Origin of the sequence: Stieleria bergensis (genome assembly GCA_007745635.1) — a bacterium.
Classification (GTDB): Bacteria; Planctomycetota; Planctomycetia; order Pirellulales; family Pirellulaceae; genus Stieleria; species Stieleria bergensis.
The window spans coordinates 6,248,953-6,269,833 of sequence record CP036272.1; the positions used below are offsets into that span (position 1 = coordinate 6,248,953).

Consider the following 20,881-nt stretch of genomic DNA (forward strand, 5'->3'; position numbering starts at 1 on the left):
CGTTGCGTTGGGAGCGTTTCTTGCTCTTTTGCTCCCAACCCAGCAGCCTTGCTGGGCACAATCTAACACCACGCCAGCAAAGCCAACCAACAGACAAACGCGACCGGCAACCGATGATGCGTCGCTGAAATTCTGGCTGCAAAACATGTCTCAACATCACTACAGTGATGCCGAGATGGCCACGGTCCTGGGGATCAATGCGGACCAAATCCAGCGTGCCAAACAGCGACTCCAGACGCTCAGCGCGAATCAACAAACACGCCCACAGGATCGCGTCTTGGTCTTGCCTTATCCAGGCGGCAGACATCCCCGCATCGGCTTTTTGGATGGAGCCATTGATCCGCTGCGAGACACCAAAGTCAGCCTGTTCGCCCCCTGGGACAAACACTCTTACGTCGTGGCGGATGTCCCTGAAGCGATCTGGTCCAATCTTGGCCTGACCTACTTGGCGCACACGCACATCCCCACAATCTGGGACAAGCAAGCAATCAACCTCGCAGCCACTGAATGGCAACAAGACCCATCGGGCAATTGGAAGATGCAACAGCACCTCCCCAACGGCATTCGCTTTGGAACGGAAATCATGCCCACCGAAGACGGCGCGCGAATGCAGTTCTGGCTGTTGAACCAATCTGACGCGGCACTGACGAACATGCGTGTCCAAAACTGCGTCATGCTGAAACACGCCGCAGGCTTTAACCAACAAACCATCGACAACAAGATCTTCTGGGGCCCCTATTCCGTCTGCCGGCACGCAAGCAAAGATCGCTGGATCATCACCTCCTGGGATCCACTGCATCGCTGCTGGGGCAACAAGGACTGTCCCTGTTTGCATTCCGATCCAACCATTCCAGATTGCCAGCCCAATCAAAAACAAACATTGCATGGCTGGGTTTCGTTCTACCAAGGCAACGACATCTTTGCCGAATTAATGCGCATCGAAGGCTTGGCCTGGCGCGACCAAACCGGCACGGTGACCACCAACGGTGAGCAGCAAACGCGTTTCTACGCCGGCGTGTTTGACGACGACACCGGCATGCCGCTGCCGGCCCGCGTCCACCTGCAGGGCCCCGACGGAGACTGGCACCTGGTGTCCAGTGACGGGGGAAAGGCGGTGCACTACGATCGCCAGCCCAAGCACCTGCCCGGAAGCGTCGAGGTCAACACAACCCTCTCCCCTGACCCGTTTTTCACTCACCTGAAACCTGGGACCTACAAGATTCGCGTCGAACGTGGAAAGGAATACTTTCCGCTTGAAGAAACACTGACCATCGGTGACCAACCAGTTTACCGTCAATTCAAACTGAAACGCTGGATCAACATGGCGGCCAACGGTTGGTACAGCGGAGACACGCACGTCCACCGCACGCTAGACGAACTGCCGAACGTGATGCTGGCTGAAGACCTGAACGTCACGTTTCCGCTGACAAGCTGGGTGACCGCATCGGGCGAACAGCCCAAAAGTGGATCGGCACCAAAGACCTGGCAAAGCAGCGGCCCAGCCTCCAGCAACCTTATCCGCGTGGATGCAACGCATGTGATTTACCCTCGCAACACCGAATACGAAATCACCCGTGTCGGTGATCGGCGACAAGTGATGGGTGCTTTCTTTATATTGAATCATCAGACCGAATTATCCGTGGGCACTCCACCGGTCAAACCGGTCGCCAAGATTGCTCGCGAACAAGGCGCTTTGATCGAATTCGACAAACACTCCTGGCCTTGGTCGCTGATGATCGCTCCGGTCATGAATGTCGACCTCTTCGAACTGTCCAACAATCACATTTGGCAAACCAAGTTTGGGTTCCGCAAATGGACGCATGAGACGGTCCCGCCGTACATGCAACTCGATCAAGACGAAGAGGGACTGACCGAAGCGGGCTGGATCGATTACGGGTTTCAAAGCTATTACGCGCTAATCAACTGTGGCCTGCGGATGCGAGTCACTGCTGGCACGGCGTCCGGCGTTCACCCGGTTCAACAAGGCTTTGGCCGAGTCTACGTGCACCAACCGGACGGCTTCAGCTACAAAAACTGGGTCACTGGTCTGAATGCAGGCCACAGCTTTGTTACCACAGGCCCGATGATGGACCTGCGATTCAACGGCCAACCTGCGGGCACAACCTTTGCCGGCGATAGCGGACGAAGCATAAAAATCACCGGCACCATTGCGAGCCGACGGCCACTCGATCGAATCGAGATCGTCGTCAACGGTCGAGTCCAACAGACGGTCAAGCCCCAGAATCAGCAACAAGCCAATGGCAGCTTCGCAACCGAACTGGCCTCAAACGTGACTGCCGAAGGATCATTCTGGACGGCGGTGCGTTGCTATGTAACACAGCGCGAAGGACGAGTGCGATTTGCGCACACCAATCCTGTCTACGTTGACGTTGCTGGCAAACCCGTACGACCAAGAAAAGAAGAGGTCGAACACATCATCAAGCGACTGCAGGACGAGGCTGAAAAACAACGCCCGGGACTTCACCTGCAATCGCAACAAGAGTATCAGGAAGCGATCGATTACTTTACAGGCCAAGCCGCCAAAGCAGAGTAAGCTCTGCCTTCGCGTCGCAGCCTTCATCGATCACTTGGACGGCGCGTCTTCTTTGCGCGGCAACACAATCGAGTGTGCGTAGGCAAGTTCACCCGTTCGGCCGTCAAAGTACTGGAACACAACCTGCGGGTGCGGATAAGCCACCAAACGCTTACCGCCCAACTGCTGTGGCATATTGAACACGTTGTTCACCTGAACGACGCAAAAATGAGGATACAGACGTTCCAATCGAGGCAGATCGGGAAGAATGTAACTGGACCACAGGATGTCGCACTCTCTGGGGCCGAACTTGAATTTCCCGGTCGCTGGCCGATCGCTTTCGTCGTTCACCGGAACGTGGTTGACACTGTTATGAGGCCCACAGCAAAACTCATAAACGTTGTCAGTGACTTTAATCGCAAAGCTATTGTGTAGGTCACCGGTCATCACAAACACGCGTTTGCCAATCGTTTCCCACTCGTCGATCAGAGCTTCACGCTCGTCAAAAAAGCCGGTCCAAGCCTCTTCCTTGTTGGCATTATCCGCTTCAAAACCGCCAGCTCCACTATGAGGAATCATGAAGGGGACCGTGGAGATCACGAAGAAGAAATCTGCATCGCTTTCTTTCATACTGCGCAGCAACCACTCGCGCTGAGGCTTGCCCAACATCGACACTCCAGGCTTGCCGCGATCCTTTACATCATGCATGTCCCGATCGCCACGCGTGTCGACAAAGTAGAACTCGCAGTTTCCAACTCGCTTCTTGCCATAACTGCGACGCCCAATGCTGTAGCTGATGCCAGTGTCCGAAACCTTCGCGGGCATGTGCAATCGCAACGTGTGCTCATCAACGACTTCGGCAATGTCATAGACGTAAGAATTCTTGTGGCCGGAATCATCATCAAGCGTGATGTCGTTGACGCCTGCTGTGGTGGTTCCCCAGTGGACGTGCAGGGTGCCCATTTCATCCAAGGGCATCTTGGTAAAGTCAGCTTCACTATCGTGCAGCAAGTCACTTCCAGCGACCATCGTTGCCTTTCCAAAGTGCACTGGATGCTGGTATTCAGTGGGATTTGCCCAGCCCAGGTAATCAAACCAAGCCTGGGTTCCAATGTCACGAAACACGGTTCGACGATGGCGTTTGCCTGTTTCAGCCGATCCCCAAATGTCGTTGACCAATTCATGATCATCAAAGGTGAAATAGCTTGGCACATGACGATGCCATTTAGCCAAATCATTTCCTCGATCAAGGTACAGCTTGTAGTTCTCCCACACGCCCACAATCGTTGGCGCGATGTCAACGACTCGGGGAACACGATCAGCACCCTGTACCAGACGCCAAGCCTCTGGCGGATAGTTGCGTAGCTCTTCGTACAACCAGTCACCATTCATGATGTGAAAGTGAACCTTATCCGCCCAATCCTGATTCAGATGTTCGTAGGTTGGCGCTCGGTGACCGATCCCATGTAATGGATTCTGATTCGCACAAGATCCGATCTGAAAACGAAAGTTGAACAAACCTTCCGGATTGTACTGTTCATTGCGTGATGATTCCGCATTGGGCAAGGTGCGAAAACTGGCTGGCAAACCATGGGGTCGCTCATTGACCCAAACTTGATAGTGGTACTTTGTGTCTGGTGTCAAACCATGCAACTGCACCACGCCGGTGTTGTCGTGAGACAGACTGGTGATCCCTGGCTGACTCTGCTGTGTCAACTGATCCGCCGCCACTCCGTAACGCACGGTGAACTGGCCTGGATTAGAGGTCCGGGCCCAAACGTGCATCGATGTTGCCGACGGTTGGCCCAACATGGGTCCATGTGTCAAACGAATCGGATCACGATTCACTGCAATGGCGATCGTTTTATCTTGGGGATCACCAACATGATGGATAGGTGAGTCCGTTGCTGACTGGGCCCAACAGTGGTTCACAGTGAGACCACCTGGCAAGGCAATCGTTAATGCCAACAGCAATGAAGCAAGCAGAGAGACACGCAAGGTCATCGATCAACCAATTCAAGGGGAACAAAAACAGGGAGAATAGAACCTGTTAGTTTACTTGAAGCAGCGTCGGTTGCGAAGAATGGCTAAATCAATTGCCAGAACGAGGGTCAGCTGCTGAATTCCGAGCGCACCATGAATTCCGAGCGCACCATGAATTCCGAGCGCACCATGAATTCCGAGCGCACCATGAATTCCGAGCGCACCATGAATTCCGAGCGCACCACGCGACTCATCCCTCAACGCCACAAAGGCGGCCAGCAGCCAGTTCGTTAACGAGGCTTTTGACGGGTCATTTCCATCAGCGAATCGAACAGCACATCGATCTGCTGATCCGATGGATCGGGGGCGATGGCGATGTAGTAATCCGCATCAATCCCCAGCGCCTCACGCATCACCTTGGCATCCTCTGGCGGCGCGTCAATCAGAACGTTGACCATCTCGTAATCGCGATCGCAAAGCACGCGATCGGCAAGCGAATCAATCAGCCAGTTCCACGAGTCAGGATCCGTGCAGTTCACATCCACATCAAAGTCACTGACCACTTCGCCGGTCTCGGCATCATAGGCTGGGATGCGCGTCTCACGCTCAATGACTTCATCGTATTCATTGTCACGATAAGCGTTGAGAACAAACTGACGCCAACGGTGACGCATTGGAATCGGCGTGAACGGCTCTAGCTCAATCTCCAATTCAATTTGCTGATACACGTTGTGATAGATCGCTGCGACCCCCGCATCGGCAACACCGGTCCTGGCAACGACATCCAACGTGTCCTGCAACAAAGCCCTGGCCAAATCATTGATTAAAGCCAATTGCTGCTGCCATGAGAGCACGTCGAACATTTCAACCCCGTACTCCCAGGGGTCCTCTTCGGTCTCGCGGCAATTCGCCAGCTCTTCGACCATCACAGCAATCGACTGGCGAACCAAGATTGCCTCTTCACCCGTTAACGACCGATCTCCATATGGCGTTTCCCAAGTCATCTGTTGGCATCCAGTTGCTGCAAAGAAAAGGTGATGCAGAAAAGTAATAAGAGCCGCTCGACAATCCATTTGCGGACAAGCTGCGGAGTTGTCAAACCGAATCGGAATGTCTTCTCGACCGGCTATGAAAGATCTTGATCGATCGCGGCTCAGGATGCAAGTTTCTTACGGCAACGAACACCGCTCACACCCAGACTCTTTAAGCCGTCTCGCAGCCGGCCCGAGAAACTAGGCAATTCAAGCAATTCGGGAAAACCAACTGTTTCACTTAGCCATTCCCTTGACTAGCCTGCAACGCCAGTAAACAGCGCCAGCAAACAGCGCAGACCGCTGGCCGCAAACCACGCTCGCCTACCTAAAACGAGGCATCGCGTGCGAGGGATTTCGCTTCACGGATTGAGCGTCACCGTGTGGACTCTTGAGTCCTGCCAGTTAGCGCTGATGCCGCAGCCTGGCACCGCCCCGACGAATCCATTAGCCAACAGCCGCGGCAGTTGCCAGAGCATTGAGCCGCACTTGAATGTGCTGCACAAACCACTCCAACGTGCCATGTTGATAGTAGCGTTCAGATTGCATGATCGCGTCGAGTTGTTGTTGAACCTGCGGATCACGCTTTGCGTTTTTAAAGTACTCCAACGCCTGAGGCAGCGTCTTTAACTCCGGATCGGTCAGGTGCTCAGTGAAGCACTGCTGGATTTGCGGCAGGTATCCAAGACGCATCAAACTGACGACGGCACGCACCCAATCATCCGAAGAGGACTGCGGGAATTCACCGTGAAGTGAATCGATGGCCTGAACCAAATTCATTTCTGCGGCATCCCAATCGCCATCATTGGCTGCGAAGAGAGCGCGATGCAGTGGCACAGCGGCCTCCCATTGTGGCAAGGACTCTGCCTTTTCCACCTTCTCGAATTCAACCTTGGCGTCTTCGATGCGATTCATGCAATCGCGTAATAGGTAAACGTAGTTTAAACCGGTTGCCACTTCGGCCGGATCAACCTGCAGTGCTTTCTGATAGGCTTGTTCAGCTTGCTGATAACGTCCTAAGAACTCCGCATTAACGTTGCCGACGGCAGACCAACCGTAAGGAATCCCTGGCCTGAGATGGGCTGATTTCTCAAATGCCTCGATCGCGTCTTGATAACGATGCATGCGAATGGCATACAGGTAACCCAGACCGTGCGCTGCATCGCCGGACTCAGGATTGACCTCCAGGGCTTTGAGAAAGTAGCGTTCGGCATCTTGGCAACGTTCAGAATGCTGTGACAACAAACGTCCCAACAGCACCCAAGACTCTTCGCGATCATCGAACAGTTCGGTTGAGCGCAGCAGCAGGGATTCCGCCTGATCGTAATCCTCGTAGAACACCCGATGAACTTCGGCTAGGTTTTCAAGTGCTGGGCAACACTCTGGATCATGTTCCAGTGCCGATTCGAAAGCGGCTTTCGCCTCCTCTGGCATCTGCTGCTGATAAAGGTAGTGATCGCCCAAGTACATGTAGGTGTACCAAGTAGGCGACAGATCGACGGCTTTGGTAAAGCACTCCTCGGCTTCGCGCGACTTGCCTTCATGCATCGAATGCAATTGTCCCAGCGCAACCCAAACCTCTTCGTCACCTGGTTTCAACTGGGCGGCCAATTCCAAGGCTTCCAGGGCGCGATCTTGAGTGTCAGGATAGAGGCAGAAGATCTGTCCTTTGGAAAGGATGCTGGAGAAGTGATGTTGATCGACGCGCAAGGCCATTTCATAGGCTTCGACCGCGGCATAATGGTGCCCCAGATTTTCCATCACGGATTCGCCCAACTGGAACCACTGTTCAGCATCACACTGAGTATGAATGGAGCGACCGATCACGTCGGTCACCGTGTCTCCGCAAGACTTGGCGAGATCATCGGGGACAAGAGCCCAAGCGGCTTGCGAATCGAGCGCCAGCAGGATCTGCAGGTCCACGACTTCTAAACGCGACCACATGAACAGTCGTTTGATTGCATCGACAAAATCACGCTCTTTTAATTTTGCGATCCGTTCAGAATCCAAGAACTGTTCCAAGGCATGCTGATCTTGAGATTTCAAGATCGCAGCTCGACTTGACTCGATTGCGTCAGAGAAAGACAAGGAGATAGGTTCGGTCATAGGTTCCAGCAAGCGGCATGATCCCCAAACAAAACAACGCCTCTACCGATCCGCAAGAATTCAACATTCAGCGTCAGAGGCCAGCACATCAGGAACCAGTCTTTCGGTCTTGGGCCAAATAGCACGGCGCGATCTAGCAGGAAACGATCCAAGTCGCCAAGGCGACAGGTGATCTTTCCACCAGAGCAATGCCACACCAAACCGATCAGATTAAACCAACAGGGCACTCGACGGAAGCCTCTGCCAACTGGCTACTGGGGGGATTTTTCCAATACCAGCGGGGGACGGGCCCTGAGCTGACACCCAAAGAAACAAGAGGTTCGGCGGCTTGGGTGAAATAATTGCCCCACAAAGGAGGAATTAGAGTGTGGAAACCAGCGGAAACGTCGGTACCGCTTGGCGGAGCCGGCTGCGTCCTTAGAATAGAGCGACATCAATTAGCTTCTCCAGGGCCTGCGCCCCAGTTGGTCAGCCTGCTCGTCACCGCCAACAAGTCATTACCAATCAGGTTGCCCCATGGCGGAGCCCGAGACTTGTTCTCACCGGCGACTGGCCAATGACTGCATCGGCGGCGCTGCATCGGCAGTGATCCTTGTGGCAGGCCCGCTTCATGGAACCGCTCCGCGGAATGGCTGCTTGATGCACCGGCGGACGGATCGAACTCACATTTCCCCATCACATCGCATTAGCCCGAAACGATCATGCCAGACCATCACACCCTCGATATCAAACGCGTTGCAATCCTGTTTGCTGGTGGTCCAGCCCCAGCAGCCAATGCCGTGATCTCAACCGCAGCGTTTTCGTTCCTGGAAGAAGGCGCTCAAGTCTTCGGCATCAAGCATGGCTACAGTCGCCTTGCTGAATACACCGCTGCCGGCCCGCTGCAGGAAGGAACAGACTACATTCGCTTCACGCACGACCTGCTGACCAACGCTCGCAGTAGCCGCGGCATCATGATCGGCACCGCACGAACCAACCCTGGCAAACACGTCAGCAGCCCAGAACACCTGAAAGACGCTGAACTCGTCGCTCCGCTGCGACGTGTCTATGAAGGCCTGTGCTCTTTGGAAGTCGACGCCCTGATCTCGATCGGTGGCGATGACACGCTGAAGACTGCGAACAAACTGAAAATGTTCCAGGACAACTTGCCAGCCGACGCACGCCGCTTCCCAGTGGTTCACTTGCCAAAGACCATTGACAACGATTACAGCGGCATCGACTTCACGTTCGGATTCTTCACTGCTGCAGAAACCCTGGCTGAAGAAATTCGCAACTTGAACTATGACGCCGCTGCCGGCAAAGCGTACTTCCTTTGCGAAGCCATGGGCCGCAGTGCAGGCTGGTTGGCTTACGGTGCTGCCATTGCTGGCGAAGCCAGTTTGGTGATGAGCGTGGAAGACATTAACGGCGAATTGGCTGACGAAGAAGTCGATCCCGAGACCGGGAAAACTCGCAAAGTCATGGTCATTGATAAAGTCATCGACAAGATGGTTGACATGATGATCGCTCGCGAGCGTGAAGGCCGCGAATTCGGAACCATCGTGATTGCCGAAGGCTTGGCAGAGTTCTTGCCCGCCAAGCACCTGGCAGGCATCTCACGTGACGATCACGGACACATTAATATCTCCGCCATCAACTTGGCAGCGCTGATCAGCGGACTGCTGAAGGATCGCTACAAAGAACGCACGGGCAAAGATCGCAAGATCAACGGCCTGCAACTAGGCTACGAATCGCGTTGTGCACCACCACACGCCTACGACGTCATGCTGGGCTCATCTCTGGGAGTCGGCGCCTACCGTGCCTTGGTGGAAGAAAAGCTCAACGGCGTGATGGTGTCGGTTTCAGGTCAGTTCGATCTCCACTACGTGCCATTCGACAAACTGGTTGACCCGCAAACGCTGGTCACGAAAGTTCGCTTCATTCAACCTAACAGCGACTTTCACCGCTTGGCTCGTTTCCTCGAAACGTGCACCGATAGCTGATGCACATGCTTTGTGCGTGTGATCGGCTACCACAATCATCCCCGACAAACAGGTCTCACACAGAGACCTGTTGAGCGACTCTACTCGATGATCGGGCCATAGAACTGTGGGCAGCGATCATCAAAGCGGTGGATGCGATGCGAACCCTGGGTTCGCTCGATGGACTTATCGCGTGCGGCCTGCAAATCAACCTCTGCCAGCAGCAGTGTCTCTTGATCGTCATCACTGCTTGCCAAGACCATCCCGTCGGGGCCGCAGATCGAACTGCGACCGCTGAAGGCAAATCCATTCTCTGTGCCCACACGGTTGGCGGCCACAAAGTACAGGTGGTTCTCCATGCTTCTTGCCGGCGGGACAAGCTCAGGAGTCCGCGTGGCTTCTACAGGCCAATTCGTGCCCAACGCAATGATTTCCGCTCCATCCAGACCCAGAACCCGCATCGGTTCAGGAAACGAAGCGTCGTAGCAGATCGCTAACCCAATCTTCACCGATCCACCAGCACCATCGACCGCGACCGCTCGGTAAGGCCGATCGCCGCGATCGACGAAGCGATCCACGCCCAGGTGAGGCAGATGGATCTTGCGATAGACCGAAACGATTCCAGCAGGGCCGATCAAGGCGGCAGAGTTAAACAACTGCTGACCAGATCGCTCTAAGAAACCGACACTCACATGGCACTGCCTCTGCTGGGCAGCGTCAGCAATTGATGCGAAAATCGGTGAAGTCTCCGGTAACGCAACCTCCATCGCCTGCTGACGAGAATCAAAGCAGTAGCCAGTCAACAAACACTCAGGAAAGACGAGCAACTCCGGAAAACCTGACGACTGGCCAGCTGACGAATGGCCGGCGATGCTTTCCGCACGATCCATCCAATTCAGGACACGCTGCAGATTTGCCTGTGGATCAGCAAAGCTAACATCGGACTGGACACAAGCAATCAACATGACCATACACCTCTGATTCTTACACTGACACAATCAGGCCGGACGGCCAACCAAGCCAACCCATTCTCAACTTCCAACCAGTAAAACCATGAGCGAACACCAGTACGACTTCGATCTGTTTGTCATCGGCACCGGACCTGGCGGCGAGGGAGCCGCCATGCAGGCTCGCAAAGGAGGCTTGTCCGTCGGCGTCGCTGAAAAATACCGTCAGATCGGCGGTGGCTGTACTCATTGGGGCACCATCCCCAGCAAAGCGCTTCGCTACACCATTACGAATACCAACAATGTACTGAAGAATCCCATGTTCCGCGAACTGGGAATTCATGCTAACCCATCGATGGAGCAATTGCGGCGCGGGACCGCTACCATCATTTCCAAACAAGTTTCGATGCGGCAATCATTCTATGACCGCAACGACGTTCCAGTCCACACCGGCCACGCCAAGTTTATCGACGACCACACCATCACGATCGACGATGGTGAACAGATCACCAGCAACCGCTTTGTGATTTCAACGGGGACGCGACCCTATCGCCCAGCAGACGTCAACTTTGATCATCCACGGATCTTCGATAGCGACACCATCCTCATGCTGGATCGCAAGCCAACATCGATCACCATTTACGGTGCAGGTGTCATCGGCACCGAGTATGCCTCGATGTTTCGCAACATTGGCATGAAAGTCAATCTAATCAATACCCGCAGCAGCTTGCTTGACTTCCTAGATGATGAAATCGTCGACGCGCTGTCCTATCACTTGCGAGACCAAGGGGTGGTGATTCGCCACGATGAAGAGTACGAGCGGATCGAAGGGCTCGATGATGGAGTGATCTTGCACTTACAAAGCGGCAAGCAAATTAAATCTGACGTCCTGCTTTGGGGCAACGGTCGAACAGGCAACACCAACGCGCTCGGGCTTGAAAACGTTAACCTGGACGTCAACAGCCGCGGCCAACTAGAAGTCAACGGGCATTTCCAAACCGCGCGGGAACATATCTACGCCGTTGGAGACGTGATTGGCTACCCGTCGCTAGCCAGCGCCGCCTACACTCAAGGCCGCGCCGCTGCCATGCACATGCTCGGCGAAAAAGACGACAACTTTCGTCTGCATGACATCCCCACTGGGATCTACACAAGCCCCGAGATCAGCTCGGTCGGTAAAACGGAGCGTGAGCTAACAGCAGCCAAGATTCCCTACGAAGTGGGACAGAGCCAATTCAAGAGCCTCGCCCGCGCACAAATCATGGGGAATACCGTTGGAATGTTAAAACTCTTGTTCCATCGCGAAACACTCAAAGTACTGGGTGTGCACTGCTTCGGCGCCAATGCGTCGGAGATCATTCACATTGGCCAGGCGGTCATGGACTCTGAAGACTTGACGCTGGAGTACTTTTTCGAAACAACGTTCAACTACCCGACGATGGCGGAAGCCTATCGTGTCGCCGCCTTGAATGGATTCAACAGACTGTTCTAAGGCTGGGCCTGGGAGCGATGCGTGCGTTGAAACGCAGCCTGACTGCGACGGAATGGTGGCGACTTTTCAGCGAGCATTTTTGCAAACCCATTGCAATCCGCGGCCTCGTTCTTCACATTTCGGCTGACTGAAAGGCAACTGATAACGGCCCGACTGCGAATGCGAAACGCAGCTCAGTTTGCCTAGCCAGCCATGCCTTGCTGACTGTACAATAAACTGGCGGTACAATGACTGGGATGGAATGTCACCTGTCGGCGTTCGTCCGTCGATCGCGAACCACATCCCATCGGCGGCAAGCCCCGTCTGCTCCTTTTCCTTTTCCTTTTCGCCGTCGCTTGGCTTGCTGCATGACAAATTCGCTTTCTGATACGACTCACGCCATGCCACATCGCTCTCGTCGCGAAGCCTCCCCAGAGACCAGTCATTCTGCCTCGGACAAGTCGCAAACAACCGGCGCGGTAAACAAGGCCGCTGCACCGCGTCTGTCGCCGCTTAGAATGGTGATTGGGTTGGGGCTGGCTGGATTTGGACTTTGGCTGATTGCCGGAGGGTTTGGGCCCACTGGCCCCAGCGGAAAAACGGCCGCGGTTCCGGAACGCTACGATGCCGACCGGGCGATGGGCTACTTAAAAACGCTTTGCGAGTTCGGCCCCAGGCCGTCTGGCAGCGAAGCGATGAAGCAGCAGCAAGACTACCTGGAATCGTTCTTCCAAGATCTTGGTGCTGAAGTCACGCGTCAGTCATTCGAGGCGCGACATCCGCTTGACGGGAATGCTGTCCAACTGACCAACCTGATCGCTTCGTGGCATCCGCAGCGCCCGATTCGCTTCCTGTTCTGTGCTCACTACGACACACGCCCCTACCCGGACAGCGATTCCGTCAATCCACGGGGCACCTTCATTGGGGCCAACGACGGCGCCAGTGGCACCGCTGGACTGATGGAACTGGCTCATCAACTGCACGATTTGCCTGACAATGTGGGCGTCGACTTAGTGCTCTTCGACGGCGAGGAACTGGTCTTTAAGAACCGGCTCAATCATTCTGAAGGAGACTACTTCCTCGGGTCAACACACTTCGCTCAGCAGTATGAGCTTCAGCCACCTGCGGTACCTTATCGCGCGGGCGTGTTGTTTGACATGATTGGTGACAAGGAGCTGCTCCTGTTCACAGAAAAGAACAGCCTGAGATTTGCCCGACCGGTAGTGAAATCGTTTTGGAAAGAAGCCAAGACCCTGGGCGTGACGCTGTTTATCGATCGAGCTCGCCCTGATGTTCGAGACGACCACCTGCCACTGAACCGGATCGCCAAAATCCCCAGCATCGACGTGATCGATTTCGATTATCCTCGACCTGGAATCGGCGCCCCATCGTACTGGCATACTGAACAAGACATTCCAGCGAATTGCAGCGGCACATCCATCGCCACCGTGGTTTGGGTCGCACGCAGTTGGCTCGACACACAAAGCCAGCAACAAACTGTCACCCGCTAGTTGCACCGACCAACAGCTCGACTCCACTTTTCTTTTCACTCGTCAACAGAGAGCACTTCGCGCGATGGAAGCTGGCCAAGTCCTTCTGGGAATCCTGTTGTTGCTGTTCGCGGGCTGGTTGCAGCAAAATGAAAACAATGGCTGGCCGGACGAAGACGCCCCGAATGACGAGAATCGTGCTTACTACCACAAACGTCGTCAATCACGCACACGTACCAACCGCTTGATTGCGCTCTGCGGACTCCTCTCTGGCAGTGCAGGCATGATCCCATCGCGACGATGGTTCATCGCTGCCTGGACCTCGATCACTTTAATTCTGTTTGTCATCATCCTGATGGCCGGCCTGGATGCCCTGCGCACACATCGCTTTCATCAACAGCGGATCCGTCAGCTGAGAAAGAAATTTCGACAAGCGAGCGAGAACGAATCCAGCGACGATCAGCAATCTTAAGTCAGTGAATGGCAGGCTTGAGGGAAAGCTCGATGAAGACTTGCCAGCCGCCTTGGCGGTGTCGCGTTTTCCGGTAGAGCAGGGTGCCTGATCGGGAACCAGCTGGCCGGCGCGGCTTGCCGACATCAGGCCCTGCGATTCCTCTATAATGCTTTGTGATTCACGGACGAATCGGCTTTCCCCGCTCCCAAAGCCCACCGTCCCGCCATCATGAATGTTGCTATGTCACTGTGTCGTCTCGCTGCGCTGACCTCTTTCATACTCCTTGCGATCGCCCTGCATGCCCCGAAGTCGCAGGCCGCTGACCCCGCTTGGCCTCAAGTCCGCCAAGTTGATGCTCAGCCGTTATTGCTGCAAGTCCAACGACTGAGCGAAGCCCTGGACTTCATCGGTCGGCCGCTCGACGGCGAGACCCAGCAAGCTCTGGCTGCACTTCGCAATGAATCAGATGATGCGATCGTTGTGGCCAAGGTCCAACAATTACTCGACCCGCATTGCATCACCGCTATCAGCATCGACGACGGCAAACTGACGACTTCACGGCCTGGATTGCCAGTGCCGGTCACCAACGGCGGATGGACCAATCACTTGGTAAAAGTCTGCAACGCCATGGGCGTGCGATCACACCTGACCGTTACCAGTCCCAACGCGCGACCGCTGCCACATTCCCCCCCAGAGAAAGTTGCTTCGCGCTGGCTGGGGCTGTCCATGTACGATGGCCGTCCGATGCAACCCGACTTGAGCGGATTGGAACTCGAGTACCGCATCATTCAATGCTATTCGGCCAGGATCGGTGACCTTTCAGCAACCTTGACATTTAGCGCTGACCTCAGCCAAACCGATGACAGTCAGGCGATCCGCAAATGGCGATTCAGCGAAGGAGCTGACGGCTGGAACGCAATGAACCAATGCAAAATCACCACGGGTGGTGAACAGTTGACCGTCAAGAGTTTTGGTGATGACCCGTTCTTCGGTACCGCTGTCCAAGCAGACGAAGGTGAATTTCAAGTTCGGATTCGTGCCCAGTCTGACAAAGAAGGCATCCTGCAACTTTTTTGGTGGACCAAGGACAAGCCACAAGCGGATGGCAGACGCCGCGTCAACGTGCCCATCACATCCACGGCCAACACCACCTACGAAATCAACATCAAGGTTGCTGGTGAACTGGCGGGACTGAGAATCGACCCCAACATCAAGCCCGCCACTTTGGTCGTTGATTGGATTGACTTGATTCGAATGGATGCAACGATTGATAAAAGCCAATCCGTTGAATTGGACTTCGAATCAAAGCCGGCGATTCCGGTCAAATTGAGCATCCAAGACAAGCCAGGATTGCCCGTTGTCGCCGCCTTTGAGATCCGTGACTCATACGGTCGAAGCTATCCTGAACAAACCAAACGCCTTGCTCCCGACCTGTTCTTTCAATCGCAGGTCTACCGCACCGATGGCCAAACCATCTCGCTACCACCGGGAGCCTACACCGTCAAATGCTGGCGTGGCCCACATAGCTTGCCGCAAGTCAAACAGATTGTTGTCAAGGACCAACCCGTCGACGCCGATTTCGCAATCACTCGCTGGATTGACCCGACGGAATTGGGCTGGTGGTCGGGCGATCATCACATTCACGCCGCCGGCTGCTTGCACTACGTCAATCCAACCGAAGGCATCTTACCCAAGCAGATGCTGTTGCAAACGATGGGCGAAGACATGAACATCGGTTGCTGCCTGACTTGGGGCCCCTGCTTTGATTATCAAAAACAGTTCTTTACCGGCAGCGTTGATGACGTCTCGCAGTACCCGTACTTGATTCGCTATGACGTCGAGGTCTCTGGATTTGGCTCGCATCAAAGCGGCCACTTGAATCTGCTGCGTCTCAACGAGCAAATCTATCCCGGTGGAGACTCAAAGCATCACTGGCCAACTCTGGGGCTCAATACGCTTCGCTGGGCAAAACGCCAAGGCGCCGTCTGCGGTCCAGCTCACTCTGCCAACGGCTTGAACAATTACATCGGGCGACTGGGCGATTACCAGGACGGGCCCAAAGGCCTGCCGCACTTCAACCTGCCACGGATGGACGGCATCGGAGCCTGTGAATACGTCGTTGACATCACACACGAAGTCGAAGGACCAGACGGCAAACCAGTCCCCGCAGTCGACTTTATCTCCACAATGGACACCAGTCGAGTCGACGAGTTGAACATGTGGTATCACACGCTGAACTGTGGTTATCGAGTGCGTGCCAGCGGTGAAACCGACTTCCCTTGCATCAGCGGTCAACGCGTTGGCATGGGCCGCGTGTATGTCAAGGTCCCAGGCAAGCTGACATTCGAAGATTGGATCCTGGGCATTCGTGAAGGACGCAGCTATATCAGTGACGGAACCGGACACCTGATGGACTTTGAAGCCTCCCTTGACGGTGGCAAAAGCTATCTGCCGGTCGGTGGCGACAACAGTGAGATCGCCAGCGATGCGGGACTGACGATGAACTGCCGAGCAAAGTGTGCTGTTCGTCTTGCCCCGGATCGCAACGGGAACTCCCCTCAGGCGGAGGTCGAACTGATCGTCAATGGCTTGCCCGTGGAGACCAAAATCATCCCCGGTGATGGATCGCGGCATGATTTACAATTCGAAACCAAAATCGATTCCAGCAGTTGGGTTGCACTGAGAACCTTCCCCAACGCACACACCAATCCATTCTTTGTCGAAATCGGTGACAAGCCGATTCGCCCCAGTCAGGCCAGTGTCCAATGGATGCAGGCGTGCACCGAACAGTGCTGGAACGTCAAACAACGCACTTACGCCGCAAACGAAATGCAGGACGCTCGCCAAGCCTATCAGCATGCACGGGAAACCTACCAAGCCATGCTAGATGAATTCAATACCGCAGGAGAATAGCCATGCGTCACCTCATCATGATCGGATCGCTTGCAATCACCTTGCTAGCCGGTGAACGTTCCCGGGCTCAAGAACCTGCCGTCCTGGCAGAACTGAGCAATGTGAACCAACCTGCAAATGTCAAAATGGTCTGCAATGAACAAGGCTGTCATCAACTGCCTGCTGGGACGTTGATGACTGCCAAACAACGGGACCAATTGATCGCAACACTTGTCAGTGCGGACAAGGCCTTCGCCGATCAGGTTTCAACGTCCTATCACTGCGAACACTGTGACCCACAAGAAACACTGGATGCGTTTTGTTTGCTGACGGTGTCCATCAATCCCGAATCGCGGGTCAAGGTGGATGCAGGAAAAGCGACCCCCGTCCTGCGAACAGCGCAATGGAACTACTTCTTGATCAAAATTCAAAACCTTGCCGGCGTCACCGCACCGCTCAGCATCAGCAGCGACCAGATGCTTGACCCCAAACACGCCAGCGATCGCTTCCGCTGGCTCGAATCGCAATGGATTGAAAACAAGGCATTGCCCATGACCTTGACCGGCGAACGGTTGGAATACCGCGTCTTGCGCGTGCGCACGGACCATGAAGGCAAACGCGCTGCGGTCTGCGCCATGGACGTTGGCCAGGGAACCGCAGACATTGGCTTTCGCAATGATGTCCTCCTGACGTTCCATTGCACTCGCTAACGCTATCCATCGACGTGCCTCTCGCTCGTCGTCCGCGATCACTGGCAATTGTTTTGCCTCGGCATTCAGCTTCGCTGCAACTCTCTGGAGGAGCCAGCCAATGGTCCAGCTGGCAATCGCAGGCGTTTACAACGAACGGCGACCGTCCGTAGGCTTTGCCAACTCTGCTTTTGCCGACTCCATTTTCAACAACCCTGACGATACTGGCACCTCAAGGTGATCATCGCTGAGCGACGCATCGGATGATGTTTCTCTTCCTTGATGGACAGCCATTGACGGTGTTTCCGCGTTTTTTGGCTCTCTGGGTGCCAACTCCGTCCGCTGGCATTTATGATTTGACACTCTGATTCCCTTGCAGTGCAAGGCTTGGAAACAAGCCGCGCTGTAGTGCCCCTCTATCCGCACGACCAACATGAAATTCAATCCACTCTGTGCCGTGTTGGCACTGACGCTTGCCTTGGCCTTGCTGGCCGCTCCACCAGCGAGTGCTGATCAGCCACTTCCCAGGCAGCCCAACCTCGTCTTGATCATTGCCGACGACATGAACTGGGATGATTGCGGCGTCTATGGTCACCCTTCGATTCGCACCCCCAATATCGATCGACTGGCGAAAGAGGGCCTGCTATTTCAACATGCTTACCTGACGACGAACTCGTGCAGCCCATCACGCAGCAGCATGATCACCGGACGTTATCCGCACAACACTGGCGCCGAACAGTTGCACTGGCCCCTGCCGGCTGGCAGCCCAACCTTTTCGGCGGCCTTGCATGAACTGGGCTACTACACTGCAGCAGCAGGGAAGTGGCATCTTGGCGATTCGGCCAAACAAGACTTTGACAAAATCTACGAAGCCTCAACGGCTGGATTCGTTCTGCCATCGGGCAAGGATGGCGAACCGGCCAAAATGATTGCCACTCAACCCAGCGGTTGCGAGGACTGGGTTCGTGCTCTGGAGGAGCGTCCTGATGGGAAGCCCTTCTTCATGTGGCTGGCAGCGCTTGACCCACACCGTGAATACACCGAAGGTGCATTGGATCCACCGCATAGCGTCGAAGACGTGATCGTCCCACCACACATGCCGGACACCCTGGAGGTGCGTCAGGACCTAAGGCTGTACTACGACGAGATTGGTCGCTTGGACAAATACGTCGGCAAGGTCATGCAGACGCTCAAGCAACAAGGTGTTGACGAGAACACACTGGTGTTGTTCATCAGTGACAATGGCCGCCCATTCCCACGCGATAAAACAACGCTATATGATGGCGGCATTCGCACACCTTGGATCGTGCGTTGGCCTGCCGTCGTCGCTGCTGGCCAAACCACCGATGCGCTCGCCAGCACGGTGGACATCGCAACTTCACTCGTCGAACTCGCCGGTGGCAACACTCCCTTCAGCAGTGAAAGCAAAAGCTTTGTCAGCGTGCTACGCGATTCAAACCAGTCCTACCGTGACTTCGCATTTGGCGAAGACCACTGGCACGACTATGAAGATCACGCTCGTTGCATCGTGAACCAAAACTACAAACTGATCCGCAACGACTACGTTGATCTTCCCAGCACGCCCTCTGCCGATGCGGGACGTGGCTTGGCATGGCAAGCCATGTTGAAGCTTCATCAAAAAGGCGAATTACCACCTCATCAAGCGACCTGTTTTCGCAAACCGCGTCCGAAGTGGGAACTGTTTGATCTCAATCGCGACCCTGGTGAACTTCGCAACCTTGTCAATGAACCGGCCTATCAAGGAGTCTTGAAGCAGCTGCAGTCAGAATTAGCCACGTGGTCAGACGAGACAGATGATTATCTGCCTAGCAAACGCACACCCGACGAATTCGATCGCGTGACCGGCCAGCCCGACCACTCGGTGCGCGTCCGCCCGAGGCCGTCTAAAAAAGACATGTTTGGCACCGACGGCAAGTACTGACGCGAACAGCTTGTCGCTGTCTTCGACCCGATGCCAGCGAACCACTGGACGTGAGTTACGCTTTGCTGTCACGGCGCGGGTTGCGGCGTGGCAATTGCTGACGTCGCGATTTAGCGGTGAAGCGATTCCAGTCCGCAGCGTTGCATGTGATCGTTGGCGGCAAACCACTCATGCGTCGAGAGGTCGGCGGCCATGATTTGCCAATGCATTCGATCTGCTGAAAGTAAGAACGCAAGCGAGGCCACCGTGTCATCATCATGCCTTGGACTCCGATCGATTAAGGTCTGCAAACTCCGAGCCTGTTCTGCATCCAAATCAGAACGCTCAACAATGCGCCGAAGCATCGGAATCACGACTGTCCCTAGATCAGCCAGTTTCTTTCGCGCTGCTCGGCGTTCGGACAATCGAGTTGACCCCAATTGATCCGTCAACGCATCGATATGCTCACTGGTCACACCCGAAAGATGACCGACGTGATTTCGTAGATAAGCTTTGGTTTGCTCGGCCAAATCCAGCAGACTGCGTCCTGCTAACACACGTCCGTACAACCAATCCGCATGCTGTTGCCAGCCAACAGGGTCCTGTCCCACAATGTGCAAGATGGTCGTGCCCTGAACATAGACGGTTTGAACCTCGCGGCCAGCAGACTGCATTTGGCGGTGCCATTGAATCTGGCCGCCCACTGATTGCTGCATCCGCACGACTTCGCCGCTTTCCTTCAACAGCGATTCAAACTGCAAGCCTCCACCATGCTGAACCATTAACTGCATCATCTGCTGTGGGCTTTCATACCGATACAACACGGCGGGGATACCGTCGGCCGCTGAAACATGCAGCACCTCGGTAAACGCTTCGTTGGAGAACTCTTCGCTACCTTTGCGATAACGCACGGGATCCAGTAGCACTTTGCCGCCAAGGAGTCGAAACCGTGCCAACGCGGCATCATGAAACAAGCCCGTCGGTGGCAACCGTTCAATCAGATCATCAGCCACATCGAATCGCTGATGATTGACGTTTTGCTGCGCGGGTGGAGATTGCGGCGCAGGTGGAGCTGAATTGCTATCCGCTAATTGACCTCTAGCGGTGCCTCCGTCACCGTTAGAGTCAGCCGGAGAAAAGTCAGGTCTGAGAGGATCTGACCTGGCTGGTCCGAGACGCTGACCAGCATTCGGCTCGTCTGCTTGAGTCGAAAGTACAGAAAACAAGAGTCCCAAGGACAACACGCATCCACGGGACCAGTCTCTTAAGCAATGAACCTTCATCGCTAAACCGATCCTTTTGCGCCATCATGTACGCAAAATAGCGGGCATTGTGGTAACAAAAATCGAAGCTCGATTTTCAGTTACCGTTCCGATAACAAATCATCGGCGGATAAGAAAGAA

The 20,881-nt window shown here is 54.8% G+C and carries 13 protein-coding genes; 8 read left to right on the forward strand and 5 right to left on the reverse strand.

Annotation, left to right across the window (positions count from 1 at the left end; translation table 11 throughout):
• Positions 1–145 precede the first annotated feature (145 nt).
• Positions 146–2,554 (forward strand): CehA/McbA family metallohydrolase, encoded by a 2,409-nt coding sequence (locus SV7mr_RS21925; protein WP_145276715.1) that lies wholly within the window; start codon positions 146–148, stop codon positions 2,552–2,554.
• A gap of 30 nt (positions 2,555–2,584) precedes the next feature.
• On the opposite strand, the gene SV7mr_RS21930 is transcribed toward SV7mr_RS21925, so the two are convergent.
• From SV7mr_RS21930 to SV7mr_RS21940, 3 genes are all read right to left on the reverse strand, one after another.
• A complete protein-coding gene (locus SV7mr_RS21930) occupies positions 2,585–4,537 on the reverse strand; it encodes an alkaline phosphatase D family protein (RefSeq protein ID WP_145276717.1) in 1,953 nt (650 codons plus the stop codon).
• Between the two features lie 269 nt (positions 4,538–4,806).
• Complete coding sequence (locus SV7mr_RS21935) at positions 4,807–5,520, reverse strand: hypothetical protein (RefSeq protein ID WP_145276719.1); 714 nt, start codon at positions 5,518–5,520, stop codon at positions 4,807–4,809.
• 474 nt (positions 5,521–5,994) lie between these two features.
• Complete coding sequence (locus tag SV7mr_RS21940; RefSeq protein WP_419187748.1) at positions 5,995–7,593, reverse strand: tetratricopeptide repeat protein; 1,599 nt, start codon at positions 7,591–7,593, stop codon at positions 5,995–5,997.
• 761 nt (positions 7,594–8,354) lie between these two features.
• Between SV7mr_RS21940 and SV7mr_RS21945 the strand changes: the two genes are divergently transcribed.
• On the forward strand, positions 8,355–9,635 hold the full coding sequence (locus tag SV7mr_RS21945; protein ID WP_145276722.1) for a 6-phosphofructokinase: 1,281 nt from the start codon (positions 8,355–8,357) through the stop codon (positions 9,633–9,635).
• An 80-nt stretch (positions 9,636–9,715) separates the two neighbouring features.
• Here the strand turns inward: SV7mr_RS21945 and SV7mr_RS21950 are convergent, their stop codons facing one another.
• Positions 9,716–10,579: a carbon-nitrogen hydrolase family protein gene (locus SV7mr_RS21950; protein ID WP_145276723.1), complete on the reverse strand. Its 864-nt coding sequence runs from the start codon at positions 10,577–10,579 to the stop codon at positions 9,716–9,718.
• Between the two features lie 88 nt (positions 10,580–10,667).
• On the opposite strand from SV7mr_RS21950, the gene sthA reads away from it, so the two are divergent.
• From sthA to SV7mr_RS21980, 6 genes are all read left to right on the forward strand, one after another.
• Complete coding sequence (gene sthA, locus SV7mr_RS21955) at positions 10,668–12,053, forward strand: Si-specific NAD(P)(+) transhydrogenase (RefSeq protein ID WP_145276725.1); 1,386 nt, start codon at positions 10,668–10,670, stop codon at positions 12,051–12,053.
• Positions 12,054–12,433: 380 nt separating this feature from the next.
• Positions 12,434–13,543, forward strand: coding sequence for a M28 family peptidase (locus tag SV7mr_RS21960; RefSeq protein WP_419187749.1), 1,110 nt, complete (start codon positions 12,434–12,436; stop codon positions 13,541–13,543).
• Positions 13,544–13,607: 64 nt separating this feature from the next.
• Positions 13,608–13,994 (forward strand): hypothetical protein, encoded by a 387-nt coding sequence (locus tag SV7mr_RS21965; protein ID WP_145276727.1) that lies wholly within the window; start codon positions 13,608–13,610, stop codon positions 13,992–13,994.
• A gap of 222 nt (positions 13,995–14,216) precedes the next feature.
• The gene (locus tag SV7mr_RS21970; RefSeq protein WP_145276729.1) at positions 14,217–16,889 is read left to right on the forward strand and encodes a CehA/McbA family metallohydrolase; all 2,673 of its coding nucleotides are present in this window, start codon (positions 14,217–14,219) and stop codon (positions 16,887–16,889) included.
• Between the two features lie 2 nt (positions 16,890–16,891).
• Entirely contained in the window at positions 16,892–17,578 is a 687-nt protein-coding gene (locus SV7mr_RS21975) for a hypothetical protein (protein ID WP_145276731.1), read from the forward strand.
• A gap of 412 nt (positions 17,579–17,990) precedes the next feature.
• Complete coding sequence (locus SV7mr_RS21980; protein WP_145276733.1) at positions 17,991–19,499, forward strand: sulfatase family protein; 1,509 nt, start codon at positions 17,991–17,993, stop codon at positions 19,497–19,499.
• 110 nt (positions 19,500–19,609) lie between these two features.
• Here the strand turns inward: SV7mr_RS21980 and SV7mr_RS21985 are convergent, their stop codons facing one another.
• Positions 19,610–20,491, reverse strand: coding sequence for a hypothetical protein (locus SV7mr_RS21985; protein ID WP_145276735.1), 882 nt, complete (start codon positions 20,489–20,491; stop codon positions 19,610–19,612).
• Positions 20,492–20,881 lie beyond the last annotated feature (390 nt).

Coding starts and splice junctions, on each gene's coding strand:
- SV7mr_RS21930 (WP_145276717.1), bottom strand. CDS start 4,537: ATGACCTTGCGTGTCTCTCTGCTTGCTTCATTGCTGTTGGCATTAACG.
- SV7mr_RS21960 (WP_419187749.1), top strand. CDS start 12,434: ATGCCACATCGCTCTCGTCGCGAAGCCTCCCCAGAGACCAGTCATTCT.
- SV7mr_RS21935 (WP_145276719.1), bottom strand. CDS start 5,520: ATGACTTGGGAAACGCCATATGGAGATCGGTCGTTAACGGGTGAAGAG.
- SV7mr_RS21970 (WP_145276729.1), top strand. CDS start 14,217: ATGTCACTGTGTCGTCTCGCTGCGCTGACCTCTTTCATACTCCTTGCG.
- SV7mr_RS21965 (WP_145276727.1), top strand. CDS start 13,608: ATGGAAGCTGGCCAAGTCCTTCTGGGAATCCTGTTGTTGCTGTTCGCG.
- SV7mr_RS21950 (WP_145276723.1), bottom strand. CDS start 10,579: ATGTTGATTGCTTGTGTCCAGTCCGATGTTAGCTTTGCTGATCCACAG.
- sthA (WP_145276725.1), top strand. CDS start 10,668: ATGAGCGAACACCAGTACGACTTCGATCTGTTTGTCATCGGCACCGGA.
- SV7mr_RS21945 (WP_145276722.1), top strand. CDS start 8,355: ATGCCAGACCATCACACCCTCGATATCAAACGCGTTGCAATCCTGTTT.
- SV7mr_RS21975 (WP_145276731.1), top strand. CDS start 16,892: ATGCGTCACCTCATCATGATCGGATCGCTTGCAATCACCTTGCTAGCC.
- SV7mr_RS21980 (WP_145276733.1), top strand. CDS start 17,991: ATGAAATTCAATCCACTCTGTGCCGTGTTGGCACTGACGCTTGCCTTG.
- SV7mr_RS21925 (WP_145276715.1), top strand. CDS start 146: ATGTCTCAACATCACTACAGTGATGCCGAGATGGCCACGGTCCTGGGG.